The sequence below is a fragment of the Achromobacter spanius genome (assembly GCF_003994415.1).
In the GTDB taxonomy this organism is placed as follows: domain Bacteria; phylum Pseudomonadota; class Gammaproteobacteria; order Burkholderiales; family Burkholderiaceae_B; genus Achromobacter; species Achromobacter spanius_C.
Window position 1 is genome coordinate 1119530 of sequence record NZ_CP034689.1, and the last position, 18742, is coordinate 1138271.

Here is an 18742-nt window from a genome sequence, read left to right on the forward strand (position 1 = left end):
CGATCGGCGTTGGGGTTCTTGCATTTGGCCTGCCGCGCTGCACCCATCCTACGTGCCATCTGTCGGTTTTATTAATTCGGCGATGGCGGCGGGGGATTTTTTCAATACCTCGCGCAGCACCTCTTCCGTGTGTTCGCCCAATAGCGGCGGGGCGCGGCGGTAGACCACCGGCGAATCCGAAAATCTTAATGGGCTGGCGGTGACGGGTGCCGTGCCGCCCAAGGGATGCGGCAAATCGCGGCGCAACTGCCTGGCTTGGGCTTGTGGATGCGCGAAAGCCTGCGCGATGTTGTTGATCGGGCCGCAAGGCACCCCCACCGCCTCCAACTTTGCAATCCAATCATCGCGGCGGCCTGCCTGCATGATCGCCGTCAGTATCCCGATCAATTCCTCGCGGTTCGTGACGCGCAAGCGGTTGGTGGCAAAGCGCGGGTCGTCGCCCAGCTCCGGCACACCGATGGCGCGGCAATACGCCCGATACTGCGATTCGTTGCCCGTAGCCACGATCAGATGGCCGTCGCTGGCCGCGAACACCTGATAAGGCACCACATTCTGATGCGCGTTGCCCGCGCGCGTGGGCGCCACGCCGGAATTGAAGTAGTTGGAATTCTGGTTCGCCAGCAGCGCCACATGGCTATCCAGCAGGGCGATGTCCAGATGCTGCCCCAAGCCGCTACGATGCCGTTCCTGCAATGCCGCCAGAATCGCGACGGTGGCGTACATGCCCGTGACGATATCCGTCACCGCCACGCCCGCCTTCTGCGGGCCGCCGCCGGGCAGGTCATCACGTTCACCCGTAATGCTCATCAGCCCGCCCATGCCCTGGATCATGAAGTCATACCCAGGGCGCTGCGCAAAGGGCCCGTCCTGCCCGAAGCCGGTCACCGAGCAATAGATCAAACGCGGGTTGATGGCTTTCAGGCTGTCGTAGTCCAGCCCATATTTCTTCAGCCCACCCACCTTGAAGTTCTCGACCAGGATGTCGCTGACGGCCGCCAGCTCGCGGATCAGCGCCGCGCCCGCGGGCGTGGCCATGTCCGCTTCCACCGAACGCTTGTTGCGGTTTGTGCTCAGGTAGTAGGCGGATTCGCTGGTGTCCTGGCCGTTTGCGTCCTGCAAATACGGCGGCCCCCAGGCGCGCGTGTCGTCGCCTACACCCGGGCGTTCGATCTTGATGACGTCGGCGCCTAAATCGGCCAGGTTCTGCGTACACCAGGGGCCGGCCAGGATGCGCGACAAGTCCAATACGCGGATGCCGTCCAGCGCGGGCGGCCGCGTCATGACTGCACCGTCGCGGTACCGTGGCTCATCACCACCACGTTGCGTTCAAGCGAGCGCGCCAGGAACTGGAGCTGCCCGTCCGGCTGTCGCCAGATATCGCATTGCAGCGTCTCGCCCGGATACACCGGCGCCGAAAAGCGCGTGTTCAGGCTGGTCAGCCGCGAGGCGTCGTAGTCGCAGCAGCTTTTCACGATGGCGTGCGCGGCCACGCCGTATGAGCACAGCCCGTGCAGGATGGGGCGCGGATACCCCGCCTGGCGCGCCACCTCGGGGTCCACATGCAACGGATTGGGATCGGCGTTCAACCGATACAACAGCGCCGCATTAGGCGCGACGCGCAATTCGCAGCGCAGGTCCGGCTCGCTATCCGGCGTAGGGGGCAGCGGTTCGGGGCTGGCATCGCCCTGGCCGAAGCCGCCGTCGCCCCGGCAAAACGTGCTTTGCCGCAAGGTGGCCAGGCAGGCGCCGTCTTCGCCATGCAGCGTGCGTTCATTGATGACGATGGCGCCTTTGTCCGCACCCTTGTCGATTACATGTGTGTTGCGCGTGCGGCTGACGACCATGCCCGACGCCGGCAAGGGCGCGTGCACGGTCAGCCGTTGTTCGCCATGCACCACCTTCACCCAGTCGATGCCGGTGCGCGGGTCGCGCACCCAGAAGCCGGGATAGGCCAGCACCACGCCCATCGTGGGAAACGCCTGCAAGCCCTCTTCGTACACGTAGCGCAACTGGCGGGTGTCCTCGGGGTCTTGCCCCAGCCCGATGCCCAGCGCGTACAGCATGGTGTCTTTCTGGTCGTAGCGCTGACGGACCTCGTCAAAGCGCCAGTCTTTCACGGTGGCGTAATCCAGCGGCATGGCGGTCTCAGATAGGGTCCCAGTCGATCACGTCGGGCGAACGCTCCAACGCGTAGAAGTGCTTGCGCATCGCCGGCACGGCAATGTCGGCAATGCGTTCGGGCGTCCAGCCTTCGCTGTGATGCACCGTGCGCAGCGGGCGCGGCTGGCTGATCAGCATGATTTCGTTGGCGCGCACCGCGAAGATCTGCGCGGTGATTTCGCTGGCCGCATCGCTGGCCAGGTACACGGCCATCGGCGCGACCTTGCCGGCTTCCATCTTCTTCAACTTTTCGACGCGTGCTTTCTCTTCGTCGGTTTCCGCCGGAATGGAACTCGTCATGCGGCTCCAGGCGAAGGGCGCGATGCAATTCGAGCGCACGTTGTAGCGCGCCATGTCCAGCGCGATGGACTTGGACAGCGCCACGATGCCCAGCTTTGCAGCGGCGTAATTGGCCTGGCCGAAGTTGCCGATCAGGCCCGAGGTGGACGTCATGTGCACGAAGGCGCCCGATTCCTGCTCGCGGAAGTACGGCGCCGCCGCGCGGCTCATGAAGAACGACCCGTTCAGGTGCACGTCGATCACCTGGCGCCATTCCTCTTCGCTCATCTTGTGGAAAACGCGGTCGCGCAGATTGCCCGCGTTGTTGATGACGGCGTCGATGCGCCCGAAGGCGTCGATGGCCGTCTGCACGACGCGGCTGGCGCTGTCGTACGCGGCCACGCTGTCCGTGTTGGCGACGGCCTGCCCTCCTGCTGCCGTGATTTCGCGCACGACCTCTTGCGCCGGGCCTTGCGCGCCGCCTTCGCCCGTGAGCGACACGCCGATGTCGTTCACCACCACCTTGGCGCCCGCTTCGGCCATCGCCAGCGCAATGCTGCGCCCGATGCCGCCGCCCGCGCCGGTGACGACCACTACCTTTCCGGAAATGATGCCGCTCATTGACTCTGACTCCTTTGCTGCGGCGCACGCGCCGTCGTTGGAAAACAGTTCCGCATCAACCGGTCTGGTTCATGGGAATGCCCCATGGTAGATTCGTGACGGCATTCGAAGAATTCAAAATTAGAAATGCCCCCCTTCTGCGTGGTGGAACATGAGACATGATCTGACCGACCTGCGTTTGTTTTTGAACGTGGGCGAAACCCTTAACCTGACCCGGGCGGCGGAACGCACGTTCCTGTCCTTGCCGGCGGCAAGCGCCCGGGTCAAGCACATGGAAGAAGCCTTCAAGGCGCGCCTCTTGGTGCGGCTGGCCACGGGCGTGGCGCTGACGCCGGCGGGTGAAGTGCTGCTGAAGCACGCCAACGCCGTCTTCCGTCAACTGGAATGCCTGAACGCTGATCTTCAGCCCTACGCCAGCGGCCTGAAAGGGCGCTTGCGCTTGCTTGCCAACACCACGGCCACGAATTCCTTCCTGGCCGACGCCTTGTCCACCTTCCTGGCGGAAAACCCTGACGTGGATGTCGAGCTGGAAGAAAAAATTTCTGGCGACATTGTCATTGCCATCCGCGCGGGCGCGGGCGACCTGGGCCTGGTGGCCGGCAACATCGACGTGGAAGGCTTGGACGTAACGCCGCTGTTTCGCGACGAACTCACCGTGGTGACGGCGCTGGACCACCCGCTGGCCGCCTCCAAGTCCGCGCACTTCGTGGACCTGGTCGATGCCTATCAGTTCGTGGGCATCCACCCGGACAGCGCCATCCAGACCTTTCTGGAAGATATTGCCAGCGGCCTGGGCAAGCGCATCTGCCAGCGCGTGCACGTGGGCAGCTTCGAAGCAGTGTGCCGCATGGTGGAAGCGGGCGCGGGCATTGCCGTGGTGCCACGCGCCTGCGCCGCGCGCTACAGCCGGCCCGACGCGCTGCACGTGCTGAAGCTGGAAGACCCCTGGGCGCTGCGCGACCGCCTGCTATGCCGGCAGCGCGGCCGGGATCTGCCCAGCTTCGCCGAATGCTTCATCGAACACGTGCAACGCGCCGCGCGCGGGCAGTAAGCGCACGGGGTTCGATTCGACTTGCTTGTGGTCCCACTTGCCTGTCGTCCCTTTGGCCTGCGCCGGATGCCGTATCCGCGCCAGGCCCTAGGGAAAATCCTGTCCGCTCACCGAACATTCAGGTCGTGCGAAAGAGGGGCTTTTGAAAATGTGTAGCGGCGAATCCGGGCGCTCGGCAAATAATAAAAAAGCGCAACAACAGCGCGCATAAAAAACGGCGGGCGGCAGCACCAAAGCTTGACCGTGCATAACACCAAGACCTGGAGACTGCAGTGATTGATCCTCAACGCCGCCGCGTCATCGCGGGGCTGGGCGCCGCATGCGCCTCAGCCGTACTGCCCACCTTGTTGCCTTCCGTTGCCCGTGCCGCCACCTGGCCTGGCCACGCCGTGACCTTCATCGTGCCGTTCCCAGCCGGTGGGCCGGTGGATACCACCGCGCGCTTCACCACGCAGCCCCTGGGCCAGATGTGGTCCGTGCCCACCGTGGTGGACAACAAGTCGGGCGCGGGTGGCATCGTCGGCGCGCAGTACGCCGCCAAGGCGGCGCCGGACGGCTACAACTTCTTCTTCGCTTCGATCCACCACGCGGTGCTGCCCAGCCTGCGCAACAACCTCACCTACGACATCACCACTGACTTCGTGCCGGTGGGCATGGCGGCCGTGTTTCCCATCGTGCTGGTGGTGAATGCGTCGGTGCCGGTCAACACGGTGAGCGAACTGATCGCCTATGCCAAACAACATCCCGGCAAGCTCTCGTTCGGCTCATCGGGCACGGGCGGTGGCACGCATCTGGCCGGGGAGTTGTTCAACGCCATGGCCGGCACCCGCATCCAGCACGTGCCCTATCGCGGCAGTGCGCCCGCCATGCAGGACTTGCTGGGCGGACAGGTGCAGGTGATGTTCGCGGACGGCCCGTCCGCCGTGCCGCACTTGAGCGGCGGCAAGGTGCGCGCGCTGGGCGTGGGCAACCCCACGCGGTCCAGCATGCTGCCCAACGTGCCCACCATCGCCGAGTCGGGCCTGCCCGGCTACGAGGCCTATTCGTGGAGCGGCGTGATGGCGCCCAAGGGCACGCCGCCCGACATCGTCAAGCGCATGAACGCCGACATGGTGAAGGTGCTGTCGGACCCGGGCACGGCCAAGGGCATGATCGCGGCGGGCGCCGAACCCAAGCCCGGCACGCCCGAGCAGTTTGGCGAATTCGTGCGCAATGAAATCGTGAAGTGGCGCGACCTGATCAAGACGGCGAACATCAAGCTGGAATAGGGATCCTTGGAATAAGCCGCCGTGATATAGCGCATCGATAATGCGGGCCACATTCTGGCGCGCTTCGGATTGTGGTCCCGCATTTCAGATTTGTTCTATATCTGTTTGCTGTGGGGTCGGCTAGGCTCCTGGCAGGAAATCCTTACGGACTCTGCCATGCCCTCCCAGTCGACTTTCCGTTTCACCTTTCAGCCGGTGAATGCACACGCGATCGGCGTTACGTACGACGTCATCGAGTTCACGCTGGACGAAGCGCTGTCGGAGACGTATCGCTTGACGCTGTGGCTGTCCAGCACGGCATCCGACATGGATTTCGGCGCCATGCTGGACGAAGCGGCCTTGTTCACGATCTGGCATGGCACACACGCAGCGCGTTACGTACACGGCATCGTCACTGAATTTGAACAAGCCGGCACCGGCTTTCGCCGCACCCACTATCGGGTCGTCGTAGAACCGTCTTTGGCGCGCGCCGCCCTGTGTTCCGATTGGCGCATCTACCAGCATCTGTCCGTGCCGGAGATCATGGCCGACGTGATCAAGCGCCAGGGCATCACCGACTACGAACAAATCAGCACCTACGAACACCTGCCGCGCGAGTATTGCGTGCAGGCAGGCGACACAGACTTAGCATTTCTGGACAGGCTTGCCGCCGAGGAAGGCTATTTCTATTACTACGCGCATTCCGACGTTGGGCATCGTCTGACACACGGCGACCGCATCACCCTCAACGACGACATCCCGGGTGGCCCGGTCATCTACCACCCCGCGTCCGGCGGCGACCCGCCCGCGCCCGGCTTGCAGCGTTTCAGCTATGCCGAGCGCGTGCGCACCGCCATCCAGACACAACGCGACTACACCTATACGCATCCCCGGTACGAGCAGGAACACAGCGCTGTCGCCGCGGATCAGGCCCATCAAGACATGCGCTACGAGCGCTATGACTACCCCGGGCGCTACAAGCGTGACGAGGCGGGCAAGCCCTTTACCCGAACCCGCCTGATGGGACGGCGTAACGACGCCTGCACCGCGTCAGTCGAAGGCAACGACCCGCGCCTTGTTCCCGGCCTGGCCTTTTTGTTGCAGGGCCACGCGCGCGACGAGTGGAACCGAAAGTGGCGTCCGGTACGTATGCGTCACCATGGCGTGCAATACGTCAGCCAGGAGCAGGACTGCGCGGATGCCCAGCCAGGCACGCACTACGGCTACACGGCTGAACTCGTGCCTGATAAAACGGACTGGAAGCCGCTACCCCGCGGCAAGCCGTGCATCGATGGCCCACAAACGGCCACCGTTGTCGGCCCGCCCAACGAAGAAATCTTTTGCGATGCCCATGGCAGGATCAAAGTGCAATTTCCGTGGGACCGCCTGGGCCGCAACAACGAACACAGCTCGTGCTGGATACGCGTGGCGCAGGATTGGGCGGGCGCGCAGTGGGGGCATATGGCGGTCCCGCGTATCGGTCAAGAGGTCCTCGTGAATTTTTTGAACGGTGATTGCGACCAGCCAATTGCCATGGGGCGGCTCTTCCGCGCAACCAACCTGCCGCCTTACGCGCTGCCTCGGCACAACACGCTTGCCACCATCAAATCCAAAGAGCACAAAGGGCACCGCGCGAACGAACTGCGGCTGGACGATACCTCGGCACAGATCAGCGCGGCGCTGATGAGCGACCATGACGCATCCCAGCTGCATCTGGGCTATCTGACGCAGCCCAGGCCCGAAGGCGGGGCGCCCCGTGGTGAAGGGTTTGAGCTGCGTACCGACGGACAGGGCGCGGTGCGCGCGGCAAAGGGGATATTGCTGACCACGGACGGACAAGCCCACGCCAAGGGTGGGCAGCTATCCCGCAACGTGCTGGTGCGGGGCCTGGAAAGCGCGCTGGCGCTGGCCAGCAACCTGGGCGAATACGCGGCGGGCCACGAAGCGCTGGCGCATGACGCAACACGCCAGCAGCGGCTGACGGACAATGTGCGGAATCTTGGGCATGGCGCCAACGACGAAGCCGGAGCCAGCAACGGCGGCCAACCCGTTATTGCGTTGAGCAGCCCGGCGGGCATTGCCGTGGGCTCGCCCGCATCAATCACCGTGGCGGCGGGCGGCAACGCGGACACCGTTGCGCAGAAGAACCTGCACCTGACGGCGGGGCAAACCGTCGTCATGAATGCGGGGCAGGGAATCAGCTTCTTCACACAAGGCGGCGATATGCGGCATATCGCCCACCAAGGCCAGATGCTGTTGCAGGCGCAACATGGCAACGTCCGCGTGCAGGCTGAAAAAAGCGTTGAAATTTCCTCGGCCGACGCGCATGTCCTGGCGGTTGCCGACAAGCACATCACGCTGTTGTGCGGCGGGGCCTACATCAAGATGCAGGATGGCGCGATTGAGTTCGGCTGCCCCGGCACGTTCACGGTCAAGGCGGCCAGCCATCAGATGTTGGGGGCGGCCAGTTTGGCGGCGGAACTTCCTAAATTCGACCTTGGCCAGACCCAACGAAAATTCATCGTGACCCTGCCGGACGGCGTGCGCCCGGTGGCCCACCGCCGCTACACGATCACATTGAACAATGGCGAAACCGTCCAGGGCGTTACCGACGCGGAAGGCACAACGCAGTTGATGGAAAGCGATGCGATGCACATCGCAAAGCTGACTGTGCACGACGCCGACTGACGTGGTCGGGTGTCGGGTCGCGATGCGTTTGGCGTGGTTCTTGGCGGGCCAATTCACTTCGACAAAGGAGCTTCCATGGAAACACGTTCCGTCCCATTGACGGGCCAGCCCGAGGCGCTGCTCTTGCCCGGCGCGCGCCCTGCGATCGTGCACGTACAACAGGCCAAGCCCTGCGTGGTGATTCTGATTCACGGGGTGAATGATCTGGCCGGCGTGTATGACGACCTGGAAACCGGCATCTGCGTGGGCTTGAATGAGCGCTTGGATCATTTGAAGGCCGCGGACGGCAGTAGAAGCTGCGCCGCGCTGAATCCCGCCAGATACCGATTGCCCGCCGAGGATCAGGGCGCGGCGCCCAATCCCGACGCCGTCTACTATCGCCGCCGAGCATCGGCCGGCAAGTTCGGCGGCGCGTCGCGCAGTGTCGTCATCCCGTTCTATTGGGGCTTTCGCGAAGAAGAACAATACATCGACAAGAAGACCGAGCACGGAGAATGGCTGGACCGCTACCACAACAGGCTCGACAAAGACGGCATCAAGCAGGGTGGGATGTTCGCCAACGCCACGACTTCCATTCCGGATATGTGGGGCGAGGGCTTCTCCGGCAAGCTGATGGGCCTGCTGCCGATCAACCCCTTATTTGGGTCGCCCGACCACCCACTGGTCATGGCGCCCAGCCGCAAATACATGCTGCTGGCGGCCAAGCGCCTGGCCATGCTGGTGAACATGATTCGCGCCTACCGCCATCCGGACGGCAAGACCACCGGCGAGAACGACACGATCAATGTGGTTGGGCACAGCCAGGGCACGCTGATCACCCTGCTGGCCAATGCCTTGCTCAAGGACGAAGGCAAGCGCCCCGTGGATGCGGTCATCATGATGAACCCGCCATACAGTCTGCTGGAATCCCGCTTCGAGCGCATGGAGATGTCCGAGGCGCAGCAGACCACCAAGGCGCGCGTGACAACGCTTGCGAACATCGTCGGGTTCATCGGCGCCAATCCCAACCCGGTGCCCACCTTTGCCCAGATGGCCGACCCATCAAGCCCCGCCTGCATCGGTGGCTTGCGTTGGAATGGTTTGCAATGCCAGACCACGCTGGATGGCAAAGACGTTGCCGTTTCCGAGCGCGACAATCGCGGCCGCGTGTTCCTCTACTTCACGCCCGAGGACAAAACCGTCGGCATGCGCAACGTGCAGGGTATCGGCTGGCAAGGCGTTGCCGACACCTTGACTTACCAAGCCATGCCCGTGCGCAAGCCTCGGACGATGGTGGATCTTGTGCCCACGCTGGCGGGCAACATGGCGAAGCAGTGGGTAGGCGATATCCATGGTCCTGGCTTGTCCGCACTGGGAAGCCATTTTCATCAACGGGTATTCACGATGCGAACGCGCGATGGCGAGGGCCAAGCCATTGGTCTGCCACCCACTCAGGACTACGTCTTGCGCCATCAACATGAAAGCACCTGGGAGGGTTCGGGCATGGGCTTGCCGCAGCGATGGGCAGCCAGCGCTGACTTCGCGCCCGGCCAGTCGGTGCCCATCAACGCGCCATCCCTGCCGCTGCCATTCCTGGCGGACTTCAGGTCGGGCGGCGTGGTGATGGCCGAGCAGGCATCGGCGGGCATTGCGCCGGTACACGCCCCGGATGATCCAATTGATGCATCGATTGCCATCACGAACAAGGGAATACGCGTGGCGGGCACCCGCGCGGTGACCTTGCCGCAAAGCGCTGGGCCGGTTCCGCAAACCTATAGCTCCCGCAGTGGAGGCATGGCGTATGCGCCATTGCTTGAAGCAGAACTCACGGGTTTGAACGACCCGTTGCGTAACCCGTACAGCGCGCCGGAGAACAACGAATGGGCGGCGGACTGGCACCGGATCACCCAGGTCGACCACGTGGGCGGACGTCGCTTTAACGTGACGTATCAGGAAAGCCCGAACGAAGCGCGTCGGCGAAGAATGAACGCGGGGGTGGACGAGCAAAGCCCGATTTCGTTTCATTCCTCAATCCCCGCGAATGCCATGCATAGCCAGCGGGCGATGGCGTATGACCTGGCGATAGGGCAGGCACGCAGTATTGATGATGAGCCGTTCTATGCGTATCTGTGCCGGGTGGCGGATTGGAGGATGGCTTGGGTGGAGTTGGATGAAGAAGCGGATACAGGAAAACTTCCAGACGAAGCGAGCCAGGAGTACTACAAAAATGAAAGCTCCGACAACCTCGAACTCATCAATGCCACCGATCTCTATCGAAGTAGGAAGATTGCGCTCTATGGCGAAGATGGGAAGTTGTCGAGTAGGGGAGGAGGCAGCTTGCCTGCCTCGATCCATCAAATGAAGTTACCCACCTTGGTGTCTACGCAGACCCGAAAGGGCAGAGATGCCGGCCGTCATCTCACAGCTGGGGACGGGGAGTCGGAATGAAGTTCATATCTTGCAGTATGGCTCTTATGTTGGCCGCTACGCTCCAGCAGGAGGTGTTCGCCCAGGCCGAAAGCTCAAAGAAGTCTTTCGAGCGGAAGGAAGTGGCTTGCGACTTACCACCAGAGCCTGACGCGTGGATTTCTGTTGCCCCCATTCCGCAAACCCCCGGAGTTGCGATGTCTACTTTCTCTGCTCCCTCCTCCTCCCCACGCCTGGAAACGCTGGATATCATCCGCGTTGGATTAAGCTTGGACGTCTATCGACAAGGCCAGATGTGGGCGCAACTGCTTCAACAGAATTCCGCGCAAGCTGAGGTGGTGCACGTTGGAACGGCGTTGCAGTTGGACCCTACGTTCTATCCAACCATTGCGGAAGACAAGACGACGGCTTGGGTGCAGCGTAAAGCCAACGCGTTGGAGTTGGCGCTGCGCGGCTTTCCTGAGCGCTGGATGATCCCCTCGTTGACGGTCGTGCGCGATTACGATCCAAAGCTGGATCAACTGCGCCATTCTCCGGAAAGGGTGTCAATTTTCCTGAACGGGATGGCTGATCGAACGATGGGGCCTGCGGGCTTACATTGGCACCGCAGTAAGCCGCTTAGACCGGGCGTGATCTGCAACAACACGCCCGAGGAATTTGTGGGCTATTTGTTCAGAGTCTTTGAACAGAATCCCGATATGCCGGCGCTTCTTGTCTACGCGTTGGACTCCTATGCAATGCACTCCGCCCTGGGCTCTCGAGACGACAAGCCCATCGGCCTATCCTCAGGCCCCCGCCAACCCGGCGAGCTCACAGACGCAGTCACCGCCATTGTCTTCGCCCGCCCCGAGCGCCTGGACTGGCTACGCGGCTTCGCCAAATACACCAAACCGCGCAAGAACGACATCGACCCCGCCTTCACCGGTTGGCGCCGCAACCCGCCATATTCCTTTCAACCCAGCCCCTGGTTCCCCCAACCCATCACCGAACGCGGCTTCCAGCAGTGGGACCGCCTGACACCATTGGCCCGGTTGCACCGCCCGGTCGAAGTCTCGTTGCAATCCGACGGCATTCCCCTGAACGGCGAGGCTCGCCATGCGGCAATGGCAAGCGCCTGGACACAGGCCGTGACGCCTTTGGCCCACGCGCCTACACGAGTCTTCTATGACGCAGGTTTGAACCGTTCTGCCTTGGCAGATCTGCTTCCCGCTTTGCAACTGGCCGACAGCCCGCTGGATCTGCTTGCTTCTGACCAAAGCTATGACCTGACTCAACGCCTGGGCGACACGGGCGCGGCGTCTCCTTTTGTTGGAATTGCGTTAGCCACCATGGCCAGCTATCTGAACGCCGACACCAGCGCCATCGTCCCGCTGCGCCGCGATGACCGGGTAACCGTCATCACCATCAGTTCGCCGACGCCGGGCCAGAAGCCGGCGAACGATCCCTTCGGCGTGAAGCTGCGCCCGCAAACCCGCACCTTGAGCGAAGCCCCGTCACCGGAGTTTCTGCAGCGGTTTGCGGAATTCACGCAAGAAAGCCGGCGCAATGCCCCGCCACCCGCTCGGTATGTGGACCCGGTGAAAATCGCGGCTGAGCAGCGCTTGCTGGATCAGTTCATCGCTGGCGGGCCGAGTATGGATTTGTTGGGGGATACGGAAAAGTGACGCGGCCGGTACAAGCTAGCCCGCTGCCGTCGCCAACCCCGCCCGCGCACTGCGATATTCCGCTTCCAACTGATCCACCAGCGTTGCAATCGACAGGATCTCTTGCGCCGCGCCCACGCCTTGCCCGGCGCTCCAGACATCTTTCCACGCCTTGGGCCGTGAGTTCTTGTCCATGTTTGCGGGGGGCGCTTCGCCATTTCGGGACAAGGTCACGGGGTCCAGTCCCGCCGCCAGAATGCTGGCCGACAAGTAGTTCGCGGGTACGCCCGAAAAGTACGGGGTGTAAGTCACGTCAGCGGCTTGCGCTTGCAGCACCATCTCGCGGTAGGCGTCGCCCGCCAGTGATTCCTGCGTGGCGATGAAGCGCGTGCCCATGTAGGCAAAGTCGCAGCCCAGGACTTCGGCGGCAAGCACATCCTTGCCATGGCTGATACAGCCCGATAGCGCCAAGGGGCCATCGTAGAACGCGCGGATTTCGTTGATGAGCGCGATGGGGTTGATCTGGCCCGCATGGCCGCCCGCGCCCGCCGCCACCAGGATCAGGCCGTCGACCCCCGCCTCCAGTGCGCGCTTGGCGTGCCGCACGTTGGTGACGTCGTGATAGACCAGCCCGCCATAGGGATGCACGGCTTGCACCACGGCTTCGGGCGCATGCAGCGACGTAATGATGAGCGGCACGCGCCGTTCGGCGCAGATGGCCAGGTCGCCCTGCCAGCGTGGGTTGCTGGGGTGGATGATCAAGTTCACGCCGTAGGGCGCCACCTTGGCCGTGGGGTGGGCGCGTCGGCGGGCGGCCAGGCCGTCTTCGATGCGAGTGAGCCAGTCTTGCAATTGTTCCTGCGGACGGGCGTTCAGGGATGGAAAAGTGCCGATGATCCCCGCCGCGCATTGCGCCACGACCAGCTCGGGCCCAGAGACCAGAAACATGGGGGCGCCGATGATCGGCAGGCGGGTCTGGGCGCGTAGCGCAAGCGGAGGATGCATCAGTGGGCTCCGGTTAGGGTCTAGTTGGCCTGGATGTTGGCGCTTTGGATGACGTCCGACCACAAGGCGTACTCGCGGTCGATACGGGCTTGCAGGGCTTTGGAATCACCCGTGTTGATGGCGTAGCCGCCATCGGTCATGGCTTTGCGAAACGCGGGGTCTTTCGACACGTCTTGCAGCGCGCGGGTCAGGCGGGTTGAGACGGCGTCAGGCAGTTTCTTCGGGCCGACCAGCGCGTACCAGCCCACGACTTCGTAGTCTTTCATGCCGGCTTCGATCATGGTGGGCACGTCCGGCAGTTCCGGATTGCGGGTCTTGGACGTGACCGCCAGCGCGCGCGCCTTGCCGCTCTTGATGAAGGGAATGGCGGTGCTGGTGATGTCGAACATGAACGTCACCTTGCCGCTGACCACGTCCATCATGGCGGGCGAGTTGCCGCGATAAGGCACGTGCAGCATGGGCGCGTCGGCCTGTTTTTTCAGGAGCTCGGCCGACAAGTGATTCGAGGCGCCGATGCCGGCCGATCCGAACGACACGGCATCGGGATGCGCGCGCGCGTAGTTGACCAGTTCGCCCACGTTCTTGGCGGGAATCTGCGGGCCGATCAGCAACACGTTGGCGTAGTCGACCACCAGCCCGATCAGCGAGAAGTCGCTGCGCGGATCGAACAGCTTGCTGCGCTGGACCAAGGGCGACATGGTCAGGGTGGGGCTGGCGGCAAAGCCCAGCAGGTAGCCGTCGGGCGTGGCCTTGGCGGTGGCGTCCGACGCGATCATGCCGCTGGCGCCCGCGCGGTTTTCCACCACGACGGTCTGGCCCAGCTTGTCGCCCAGGTACTTGGCGAAGACGCGGGCCGTGGTGTCGACGGGGCCGCCGGGCGCGTAGCCGACCAGCAGGCGGATGGGGCGGTCGGGATACGCTTCTGCACTGGCCGAGGACGCCATGGCGAAGGCTGCCGTGGCGGCGGCCACGGCAAATAGGGTCTTGAGTTTCACGCTGTTGTCTCCTTGTGGTTAAGAGGCCGGTCGTGGAGCGGAAACAGCGAGTCCGCGCCTACGCCAGCCTTTCTTTCAGCGGTTGCTTCAGGATTTTTCCGCTGACGGTCGTGGGAATGCTGTCGATGGGAATGATTCGAGCGGGCCGCTTGTACGGCGCCAGTTGCGCGCGCAGGTGCAGCATCAACAGTTCGGTGTCGACCTTGGCGCCGGGCTGCGGCTCGACAAAGGCGATGACCTCTTCGTTGTGGTCGTCGGTGTTGCGGCCCACCACGGCGGACAGGCGCACGCCGGGGAACGCGTTGATGACCGACTCGACTTCGATGGGGTAGACGTTGAAGCCCGAGCGGATGATCAGGTCCTTGGAACGGCCGGCGATGAAGAGTGCACCGCTGTCGTCCACATAGCCGATGTCGCCGGTGTTGAGCCAGCCGCCGGGCAGCAGCGCTTGCGCCGTTTGTTCCGGGTTGCGGTAGTAGCCCAGCATGACGCCGGGGCCACGGATCAGGATGTCGCCGCGCTGGCCAGGCTTGGGAGCGTCGGCATCGGGGCTGCCCAGGCGCAGCTCGACGCCGTCCACCGCATAGCCGGCGGAGCAGTCTTCGCGGGGTTCGTCGATGCGGGTGATGAACATCGAACCCGCGTATTCGGTGATGCCGTAGCCGTGATGCATGGCCACGCCGAAGTAGCGTTCGGCGTCGCGCTTCAGCGTGGGATCCAGCGCCGCGCCGCCGGTGTACAGGTAGCGCAGGGTGGGGGCGCGCAGGTCGGCGCGGGGCGGGGCCACGGCCATCATGCGGCTGAACATGGTGGGCACGCCTTGCAGGATGCTGACGCCGGGATGCGCCAGGGCCTTGAAGGCGTCTTCCGCGTTGAAGCGGCTGCGCAGCACCAGGCTGGCGCCCGCGTGCACGGTGGCCATCAGCACGGTGGCGATGCCGAAAATGTGCGACATGGGCAGCGCGGCGTAGCCGATGTCGTGCGGCGTCAAGCGCCGCGACGCGGCCGATATGCGAGCGAAATGCAGCAGGCCTCGGTGCGGCACCAGCACGCCCTTGGGCGCGCCCGTGGTGCCGGATGTGTAGATGACGGTGGCCACTTCCATGGCCAGCGCGCCGGTTTCCGCATGAGTGGGAGTCGTCGCGTGCGCGGCTTGCACGCCCGGCCCCCAGACAACGGGGTCCGCTTCCACCGCGCCCACGGCGGCGGCGTGGGCGGCTGCCGCGTCCGACACTTCCGTGGTGTACAGCAGCAGTTCGGGCTGGGCGTGCTGGCGGATGTTGTCGACTTCGCGGGCCGACAGCCGCGCGTTCACGCCCACCGGCCACGCGCCCGCCACGCCGCAGCCGAACAGCGCCGCGATCATCGCGGCGCAGTTTTCCCCCACCATCAGCACGCGGTGCCCCGGCTGCACCCCTTGCTCGCGCAGCCACTTGGCCACGGCCTGTACGCGCTGCCATAGTTGCGCATAGCTCAGCGTGCCGCCGCCTTCTTCGTAGAGAAAAACGGCGTCGGGTTGCTGGCGCGCCTGCTGGGCCAGCAATTCATGGATGCGGGTAAGGGGTTCAGCTTGAGACATCGATGGTGGCGTGTGGATCAAGGTGCGAGTCAAGGTTCAATGCAAGGTGCGGATCAAAGCGCGGATCAAAGCGCAAATCAAAGCGCCGCCTGAGTGCCCAGGATGGCGGTCGATTGGCTGGACAGCGTGCCGCCGTTGCCGTGCACCAGCGCCAGTTGCGCGTCGGCCACCTGCCGGTCGCCGCATTCCCCGCGCAATTGGCGCACCGCCTCGATCATGATGAAGACGCCATACATGCCGGGATGCACGCAGCACAGCCCGCCGCCGTTGGTGTTGACGGGTAGCCTGCCGCCCGGCGCAATGGCGCCGTCCGCGATGAAGTCCTTGGATTCCCCCTTGGCGCAAAAGCCCAGGTCTTCCAGGAACAGCAAGGTGTTGATGGTGAAGGCGTCGTAGAGCTCGACCACGTCGATGTCACGCGGCGACACGCCCGCCATTTCAAATGCCTGCTTGCCCGATTGCGCGGCGGCGGTGACGGTCAGGTCGTGCATGGACGAGATCTGCCGGTTCCATACGGCGGTGGCATTGCCCAGCACGTAGACGGGCGGGCGCGGCAGGTCACGCGCCCGGTCGGCGCGCACCAGCACAAAGGCGCCCGCGCCGTCGGTGACCAGGCAGCAATCGCGCACGCTCAATGGGTCGGACACCATGCGCGCTGACAAAATCTGGTCCAGCGTCGTGGGTTCACGCAATTGCGCCTCGGGGTTCAATTGCGCCCACTGGTTGGCCGCCAACGCCACCTGCGCCAGATGCTCGCGGCGCGTGCCGTACTGGTGCATATGGCGGGCGGCGGCCAGCGCGTAGGACGACAGCGGGCTTAGCGGGTCGTAAGGCGTTTCATAGGGCTGCGGGTCGAACTGCTTGCGCACGCGGCCCACTTCGGCGCGGCTCAGCGTGGACGTGCGCTGCGTGCTGCCATAGCAGACCAGCACGGCGTTGCACTGGCCCGACGCCAGTGCGTGCATGGCCGGCAACAGGTGCGCCACGAAGCTGGAACCGCCCAGCATGGTGCTGTCGATGAAAGTGGGGCGGATGCCCAGGTGTTCGATCACCGGCATGGCCCACATCGGCGCGGCGACGCTGGCGGTGCAGATGCCGTCGATGTCGCGCAGCGTCAGGCCGGCGTCGGCCACGGCGCGCTGCGCCGCCTGCACCAGGATTTCCATTTCGGTAAAGCCGTTGGCTTGCCCCAGGCCCGCGTGGCCCACACCGGCAACCGCGACGGCGCCGCGCAAATCGTTAAGCGTCATGCTGCCTCCTGGGTGGGGTCGAAGACCACAAGGCCGTGGCCGTCTTGTTGAATGACACGGGCTTGCACGGTCATGCCGATACGCACGTCGGCGGGCGCAATGCCTTCCACGCGGCTCATCAGCCGCACGCCTTCTTGCAGGTCGATCAGCGCCACGTTGTAGTCACCACCGGCCTCGGGCTTGCGGCGCACGACGGTGGTGGAATACACCGTGCCGCGCCCGTCGGCCGGTGCAAAAGCCAGTTTGTCCGCCCCGCAGTGCGGGCAGACCATGCGGGGATAGAACACCGCGCGGTCGCAGCCGCCACAGTGCTGGATAAGAAAGCGGCCCTGGTCGAGCGCCTGGCGGTACTGCGCCTCGACGCCCTGCGACACGCTTTCCTTGGGATCGGAAACAGTCATGGTGCGATGGGATTTCAGTGGATGACGGCTGCTAGTGTCGGCACTGCGGCGGGCTTCTGCCATTCTTCATTGCTGAAGCAGGCCTTTTGCGTATCGGTAGTGGGGGTGGCTTGCCTTGCCCTACATCCAGCGCGAAGCCGGTCTTCGGAAGAGGCAGATTGTCCGGCCGCGCGCGCCATGGCTAGATACCGGGCAAAGGAGGTAGACCATGAACCTGACCTGGACGCCGCAAGAGCGCCAATTTCGCGACGAGGTGCGCGCGTTTGCCAGCACGCACCTGCCCGCCGATATTCGAGACAAGGTGTTGCGCCATCAGCGCCTGGAGCGCGACGACTACGTACGCTGGCACAACATCCTGGCGGACCACGGCTGGGGCGCGCCCAACTGGCCCGTTGAACATGGCGGCACCGGATGGAACGCCTTGCAGCGCCTGATCTTCGAAGTGGAATGCTTCAAGGCCGGCGCGCCGCGCCTGCTGCCGTTCGGCTTGTCGATGATCGGCCCGGTGCTGATGAAATACGGCAGCGCGGAACAGCAGGCGCGTCTGTTGCCGCGCATTCCGCGCGTACAGGACTGGTGGTGCCAGGGCTATTCCGAACCGGGTTCGGGGTCTGATCTTGCCTCGCTGAAAACGCGCGCCGTGCGCGACGGCGATGACTACGTCGTCAATGGCCAGAAGACCTGGACCACGCTGGCGCAGTACGCCGACTGGATGTTCTGCCTGGCCCGCACCGACCCTGACGCCCGCGCGCAGCGCGGCATTTCGATGCTGCTGCTGGACATGCGCGCGCCGGGTGTGACGGTGCGCCCCATCCGCACGCTGGACGGCGGCCACGACGTGAACGAAGTGTGGCTGGAAAACGTGCGCGTGCCGGTGGCCAATCTGGTGGGCGAAGAGAACCAGGGCTGGACCTACGCCAAATACCTGTTGGGCCACGAGCGCACCGGTATTGCCGGCCTGGGCCATTGCCATCGCGAACTGGGCATCTTGAAACAGATGGCGGCGCAGGCGCAATCGCGCGGCAAGCCGCTCTTGGCCGACAGCCGTTTCCGCGACAGAATTTCGCGCATTGAAGTCGACATCATGGCGCTGGAAATGCTGCTGCTGCGCGTGGCCTCCAGCAACGACGGCACGCCTGGCCCCGAGGCTTCGGTGCTGAAGATACGCGGGTCTGAAATCCAGCAGGACCTGGCGATGCTGCAAATGGAAGTGGCGGGGCCGGACGCCTGGCCTTACGACCCCGACTGGCTGCTGGCCGACCACGATACCCACGGACCCGGCCCCGAGATGGCCGCCGCCGCCGGCGCGGGTTATGCCGATATGCGCAAGACCTCCATCTACGGCGGCACCACCGAAGTGCAGAAGGGCATCATCGCCCGCCTGGTGCTGGGCCTGTAGGCCCCGCGCAACCCGACA

At 64.1% G+C, this 18742-nt stretch carries 14 protein-coding genes; 6 read left to right on the forward strand and 8 right to left on the reverse strand.

The annotated features are described in order from the left end of the window. Window positions 1–48 precede the first annotated feature (48 nt). The 3 genes from ELS24_RS05055 to ELS24_RS05065 are packed head-to-tail and all read right to left on the reverse strand — an operon-like array spanning window position 49 to window position 3060. Window positions 49–1281, reverse strand: a complete 1233-nt coding sequence (locus ELS24_RS05055; protein ID WP_050447498.1) for a CaiB/BaiF CoA transferase family protein — start codon at window positions 1279–1281, stop codon at window positions 49–51. Further along, window positions 1278–2138 (reverse strand): MaoC/PaaZ C-terminal domain-containing protein, encoded by an 861-nt coding sequence (locus tag ELS24_RS05060; protein ID WP_127183573.1) that lies wholly within the window; start codon window positions 2136–2138, stop codon window positions 1278–1280. The genes ELS24_RS05055 and ELS24_RS05060 overlap by 4 nt, the downstream gene beginning before the upstream one ends. 7 nt (window positions 2139–2145) lie before the next feature. Next, window positions 2146–3060: an SDR family NAD(P)-dependent oxidoreductase gene (locus tag ELS24_RS05065; protein ID WP_127183574.1), complete on the reverse strand. Its 915-nt coding sequence runs from the start codon at window positions 3058–3060 to the stop codon at window positions 2146–2148. 151 nt (window positions 3061–3211) lie between these two features. Here ELS24_RS05065 and ELS24_RS05070 point away from each other — a divergent pair, with 151 nt between their 5' ends. The 5 genes from ELS24_RS05070 (at window position 3212) to ELS24_RS05090 (ending at window position 12116) form a co-directional block, all read left to right on the forward strand. Further along, on the forward strand, window positions 3212–4111 hold the full coding sequence (locus ELS24_RS05070) for a LysR substrate-binding domain-containing protein (RefSeq protein ID WP_050447493.1): 900 nt from the start codon (window positions 3212–3214) through the stop codon (window positions 4109–4111). A gap of 272 nt (window positions 4112–4383) precedes the next feature. Next, the gene (locus tag ELS24_RS05075; protein WP_127183575.1) at window positions 4384–5379 is read left to right on the forward strand and encodes a Bug family tripartite tricarboxylate transporter substrate binding protein; all 996 of its coding nucleotides are present in this window, start codon (window positions 4384–4386) and stop codon (window positions 5377–5379) included. A gap of 156 nt (window positions 5380–5535) precedes the next feature. Further along, on the forward strand, window positions 5536–8046 hold the full coding sequence (locus tag ELS24_RS05080; protein ID WP_127183576.1) for a type VI secretion system Vgr family protein: 2511 nt from the start codon (window positions 5536–5538) through the stop codon (window positions 8044–8046). 75 nt (window positions 8047–8121) lie between these two features. After that, window positions 8122–10473, forward strand: a complete 2352-nt coding sequence (locus ELS24_RS05085; protein WP_127183577.1) for a T6SS effector phospholipase Tle3 domain-containing protein — start codon at window positions 8122–8124, stop codon at window positions 10471–10473. A 26-nt stretch (window positions 10474–10499) separates the two neighbouring features. Continuing rightward, a complete protein-coding gene (locus ELS24_RS05090; protein WP_205736957.1) occupies window positions 10500–12116 on the forward strand; it encodes a type VI lipase adapter Tla3 domain-containing protein in 1617 nt (538 codons plus the stop codon). A gap of 15 nt (window positions 12117–12131) precedes the next feature. Here the strand turns inward: ELS24_RS05090 and ELS24_RS05095 are convergent, their stop codons facing one another. The 5 genes from ELS24_RS05095 to ELS24_RS05115 all read right to left on the reverse strand — a co-directional run bounded on the left by ELS24_RS05095 (window position 12132) and on the right by ELS24_RS05115 (window position 17325). Further along, complete coding sequence (locus ELS24_RS05095; RefSeq protein ID WP_127183578.1) at window positions 12132–13100, reverse strand: NAD(P)H-dependent flavin oxidoreductase; 969 nt, start codon at window positions 13098–13100, stop codon at window positions 12132–12134. A 20-nt stretch (window positions 13101–13120) separates the two neighbouring features. Beyond that, window positions 13121–14095: a Bug family tripartite tricarboxylate transporter substrate binding protein gene (locus ELS24_RS05100; protein WP_050447485.1), complete on the reverse strand. Its 975-nt coding sequence runs from the start codon at window positions 14093–14095 to the stop codon at window positions 13121–13123. A 58-nt stretch (window positions 14096–14153) separates the two neighbouring features. Then, on the reverse strand, window positions 14154–15674 hold the full coding sequence (locus ELS24_RS05105) for a class I adenylate-forming enzyme family protein (protein ID WP_127183579.1): 1521 nt from the start codon (window positions 15672–15674) through the stop codon (window positions 14154–14156). Window positions 15675–15751: 77 nt separating this feature from the next. Beyond that, complete coding sequence (locus tag ELS24_RS05110) at window positions 15752–16924, reverse strand: thiolase (protein WP_127183580.1); 1173 nt, start codon at window positions 16922–16924, stop codon at window positions 15752–15754. Further along, entirely contained in the window at window positions 16921–17325 is a 405-nt protein-coding gene (locus ELS24_RS05115) for a Zn-ribbon domain-containing OB-fold protein (RefSeq protein ID WP_127183581.1), read from the reverse strand. Before ELS24_RS05115 ends, ELS24_RS05110 begins: the two co-directional genes overlap by 4 nt. Before the next feature lie 208 nt (window positions 17326–17533). On the opposite strand from ELS24_RS05115, the gene ELS24_RS05120 reads away from it, so the two are divergent. Next, the gene (locus ELS24_RS05120) at window positions 17534–18724 is read left to right on the forward strand and encodes an acyl-CoA dehydrogenase family protein (protein WP_050447480.1); all 1191 of its coding nucleotides are present in this window, start codon (window positions 17534–17536) and stop codon (window positions 18722–18724) included. The last annotated feature ends 18 nt before the right edge of the window (window positions 18725–18742 follow it).

Excerpts from the sequence above, each read along its gene's own strand:
- ELS24_RS05055 (WP_050447498.1), bottom strand. The coding sequence starts at position 1,281 with ATGACGCGGCCGCCCGCGCTGGACGGCATCCGCGTATTGGACTTGTCG.
- ELS24_RS05060 (WP_127183573.1), bottom strand. The coding sequence starts at position 2,138 with ATGCCGCTGGATTACGCCACCGTGAAAGACTGGCGCTTTGACGAGGTC.
- ELS24_RS05065 (WP_127183574.1), bottom strand. The coding sequence starts at position 3,060 with ATGAGCGGCATCATTTCCGGAAAGGTAGTGGTCGTCACCGGCGCGGGC.
- ELS24_RS05070 (WP_050447493.1), top strand. The coding sequence starts at position 3,212 with ATGAGACATGATCTGACCGACCTGCGTTTGTTTTTGAACGTGGGCGAA.
- ELS24_RS05080 (WP_127183576.1), top strand. The coding sequence starts at position 5,536 with ATGCCCTCCCAGTCGACTTTCCGTTTCACCTTTCAGCCGGTGAATGCA.
- ELS24_RS05085 (WP_127183577.1), top strand. The coding sequence starts at position 8,122 with ATGGAAACACGTTCCGTCCCATTGACGGGCCAGCCCGAGGCGCTGCTC.
- ELS24_RS05090 (WP_205736957.1), top strand. The coding sequence starts at position 10,500 with ATGTTGGCCGCTACGCTCCAGCAGGAGGTGTTCGCCCAGGCCGAAAGC.
- ELS24_RS05095 (WP_127183578.1), bottom strand. The coding sequence starts at position 13,100 with ATGCATCCTCCGCTTGCGCTACGCGCCCAGACCCGCCTGCCGATCATC.
- ELS24_RS05105 (WP_127183579.1), bottom strand. The coding sequence starts at position 15,674 with ATGTCTCAAGCTGAACCCCTTACCCGCATCCATGAATTGCTGGCCCAG.
- ELS24_RS05110 (WP_127183580.1), bottom strand. The coding sequence starts at position 16,924 with ATGACGCTTAACGATTTGCGCGGCGCCGTCGCGGTTGCCGGTGTGGGC.
- ELS24_RS05115 (WP_127183581.1), bottom strand. The coding sequence starts at position 17,325 with ATGACTGTTTCCGATCCCAAGGAAAGCGTGTCGCAGGGCGTCGAGGCG.
- ELS24_RS05120 (WP_050447480.1), top strand. The coding sequence starts at position 17,534 with ATGAACCTGACCTGGACGCCGCAAGAGCGCCAATTTCGCGACGAGGTG.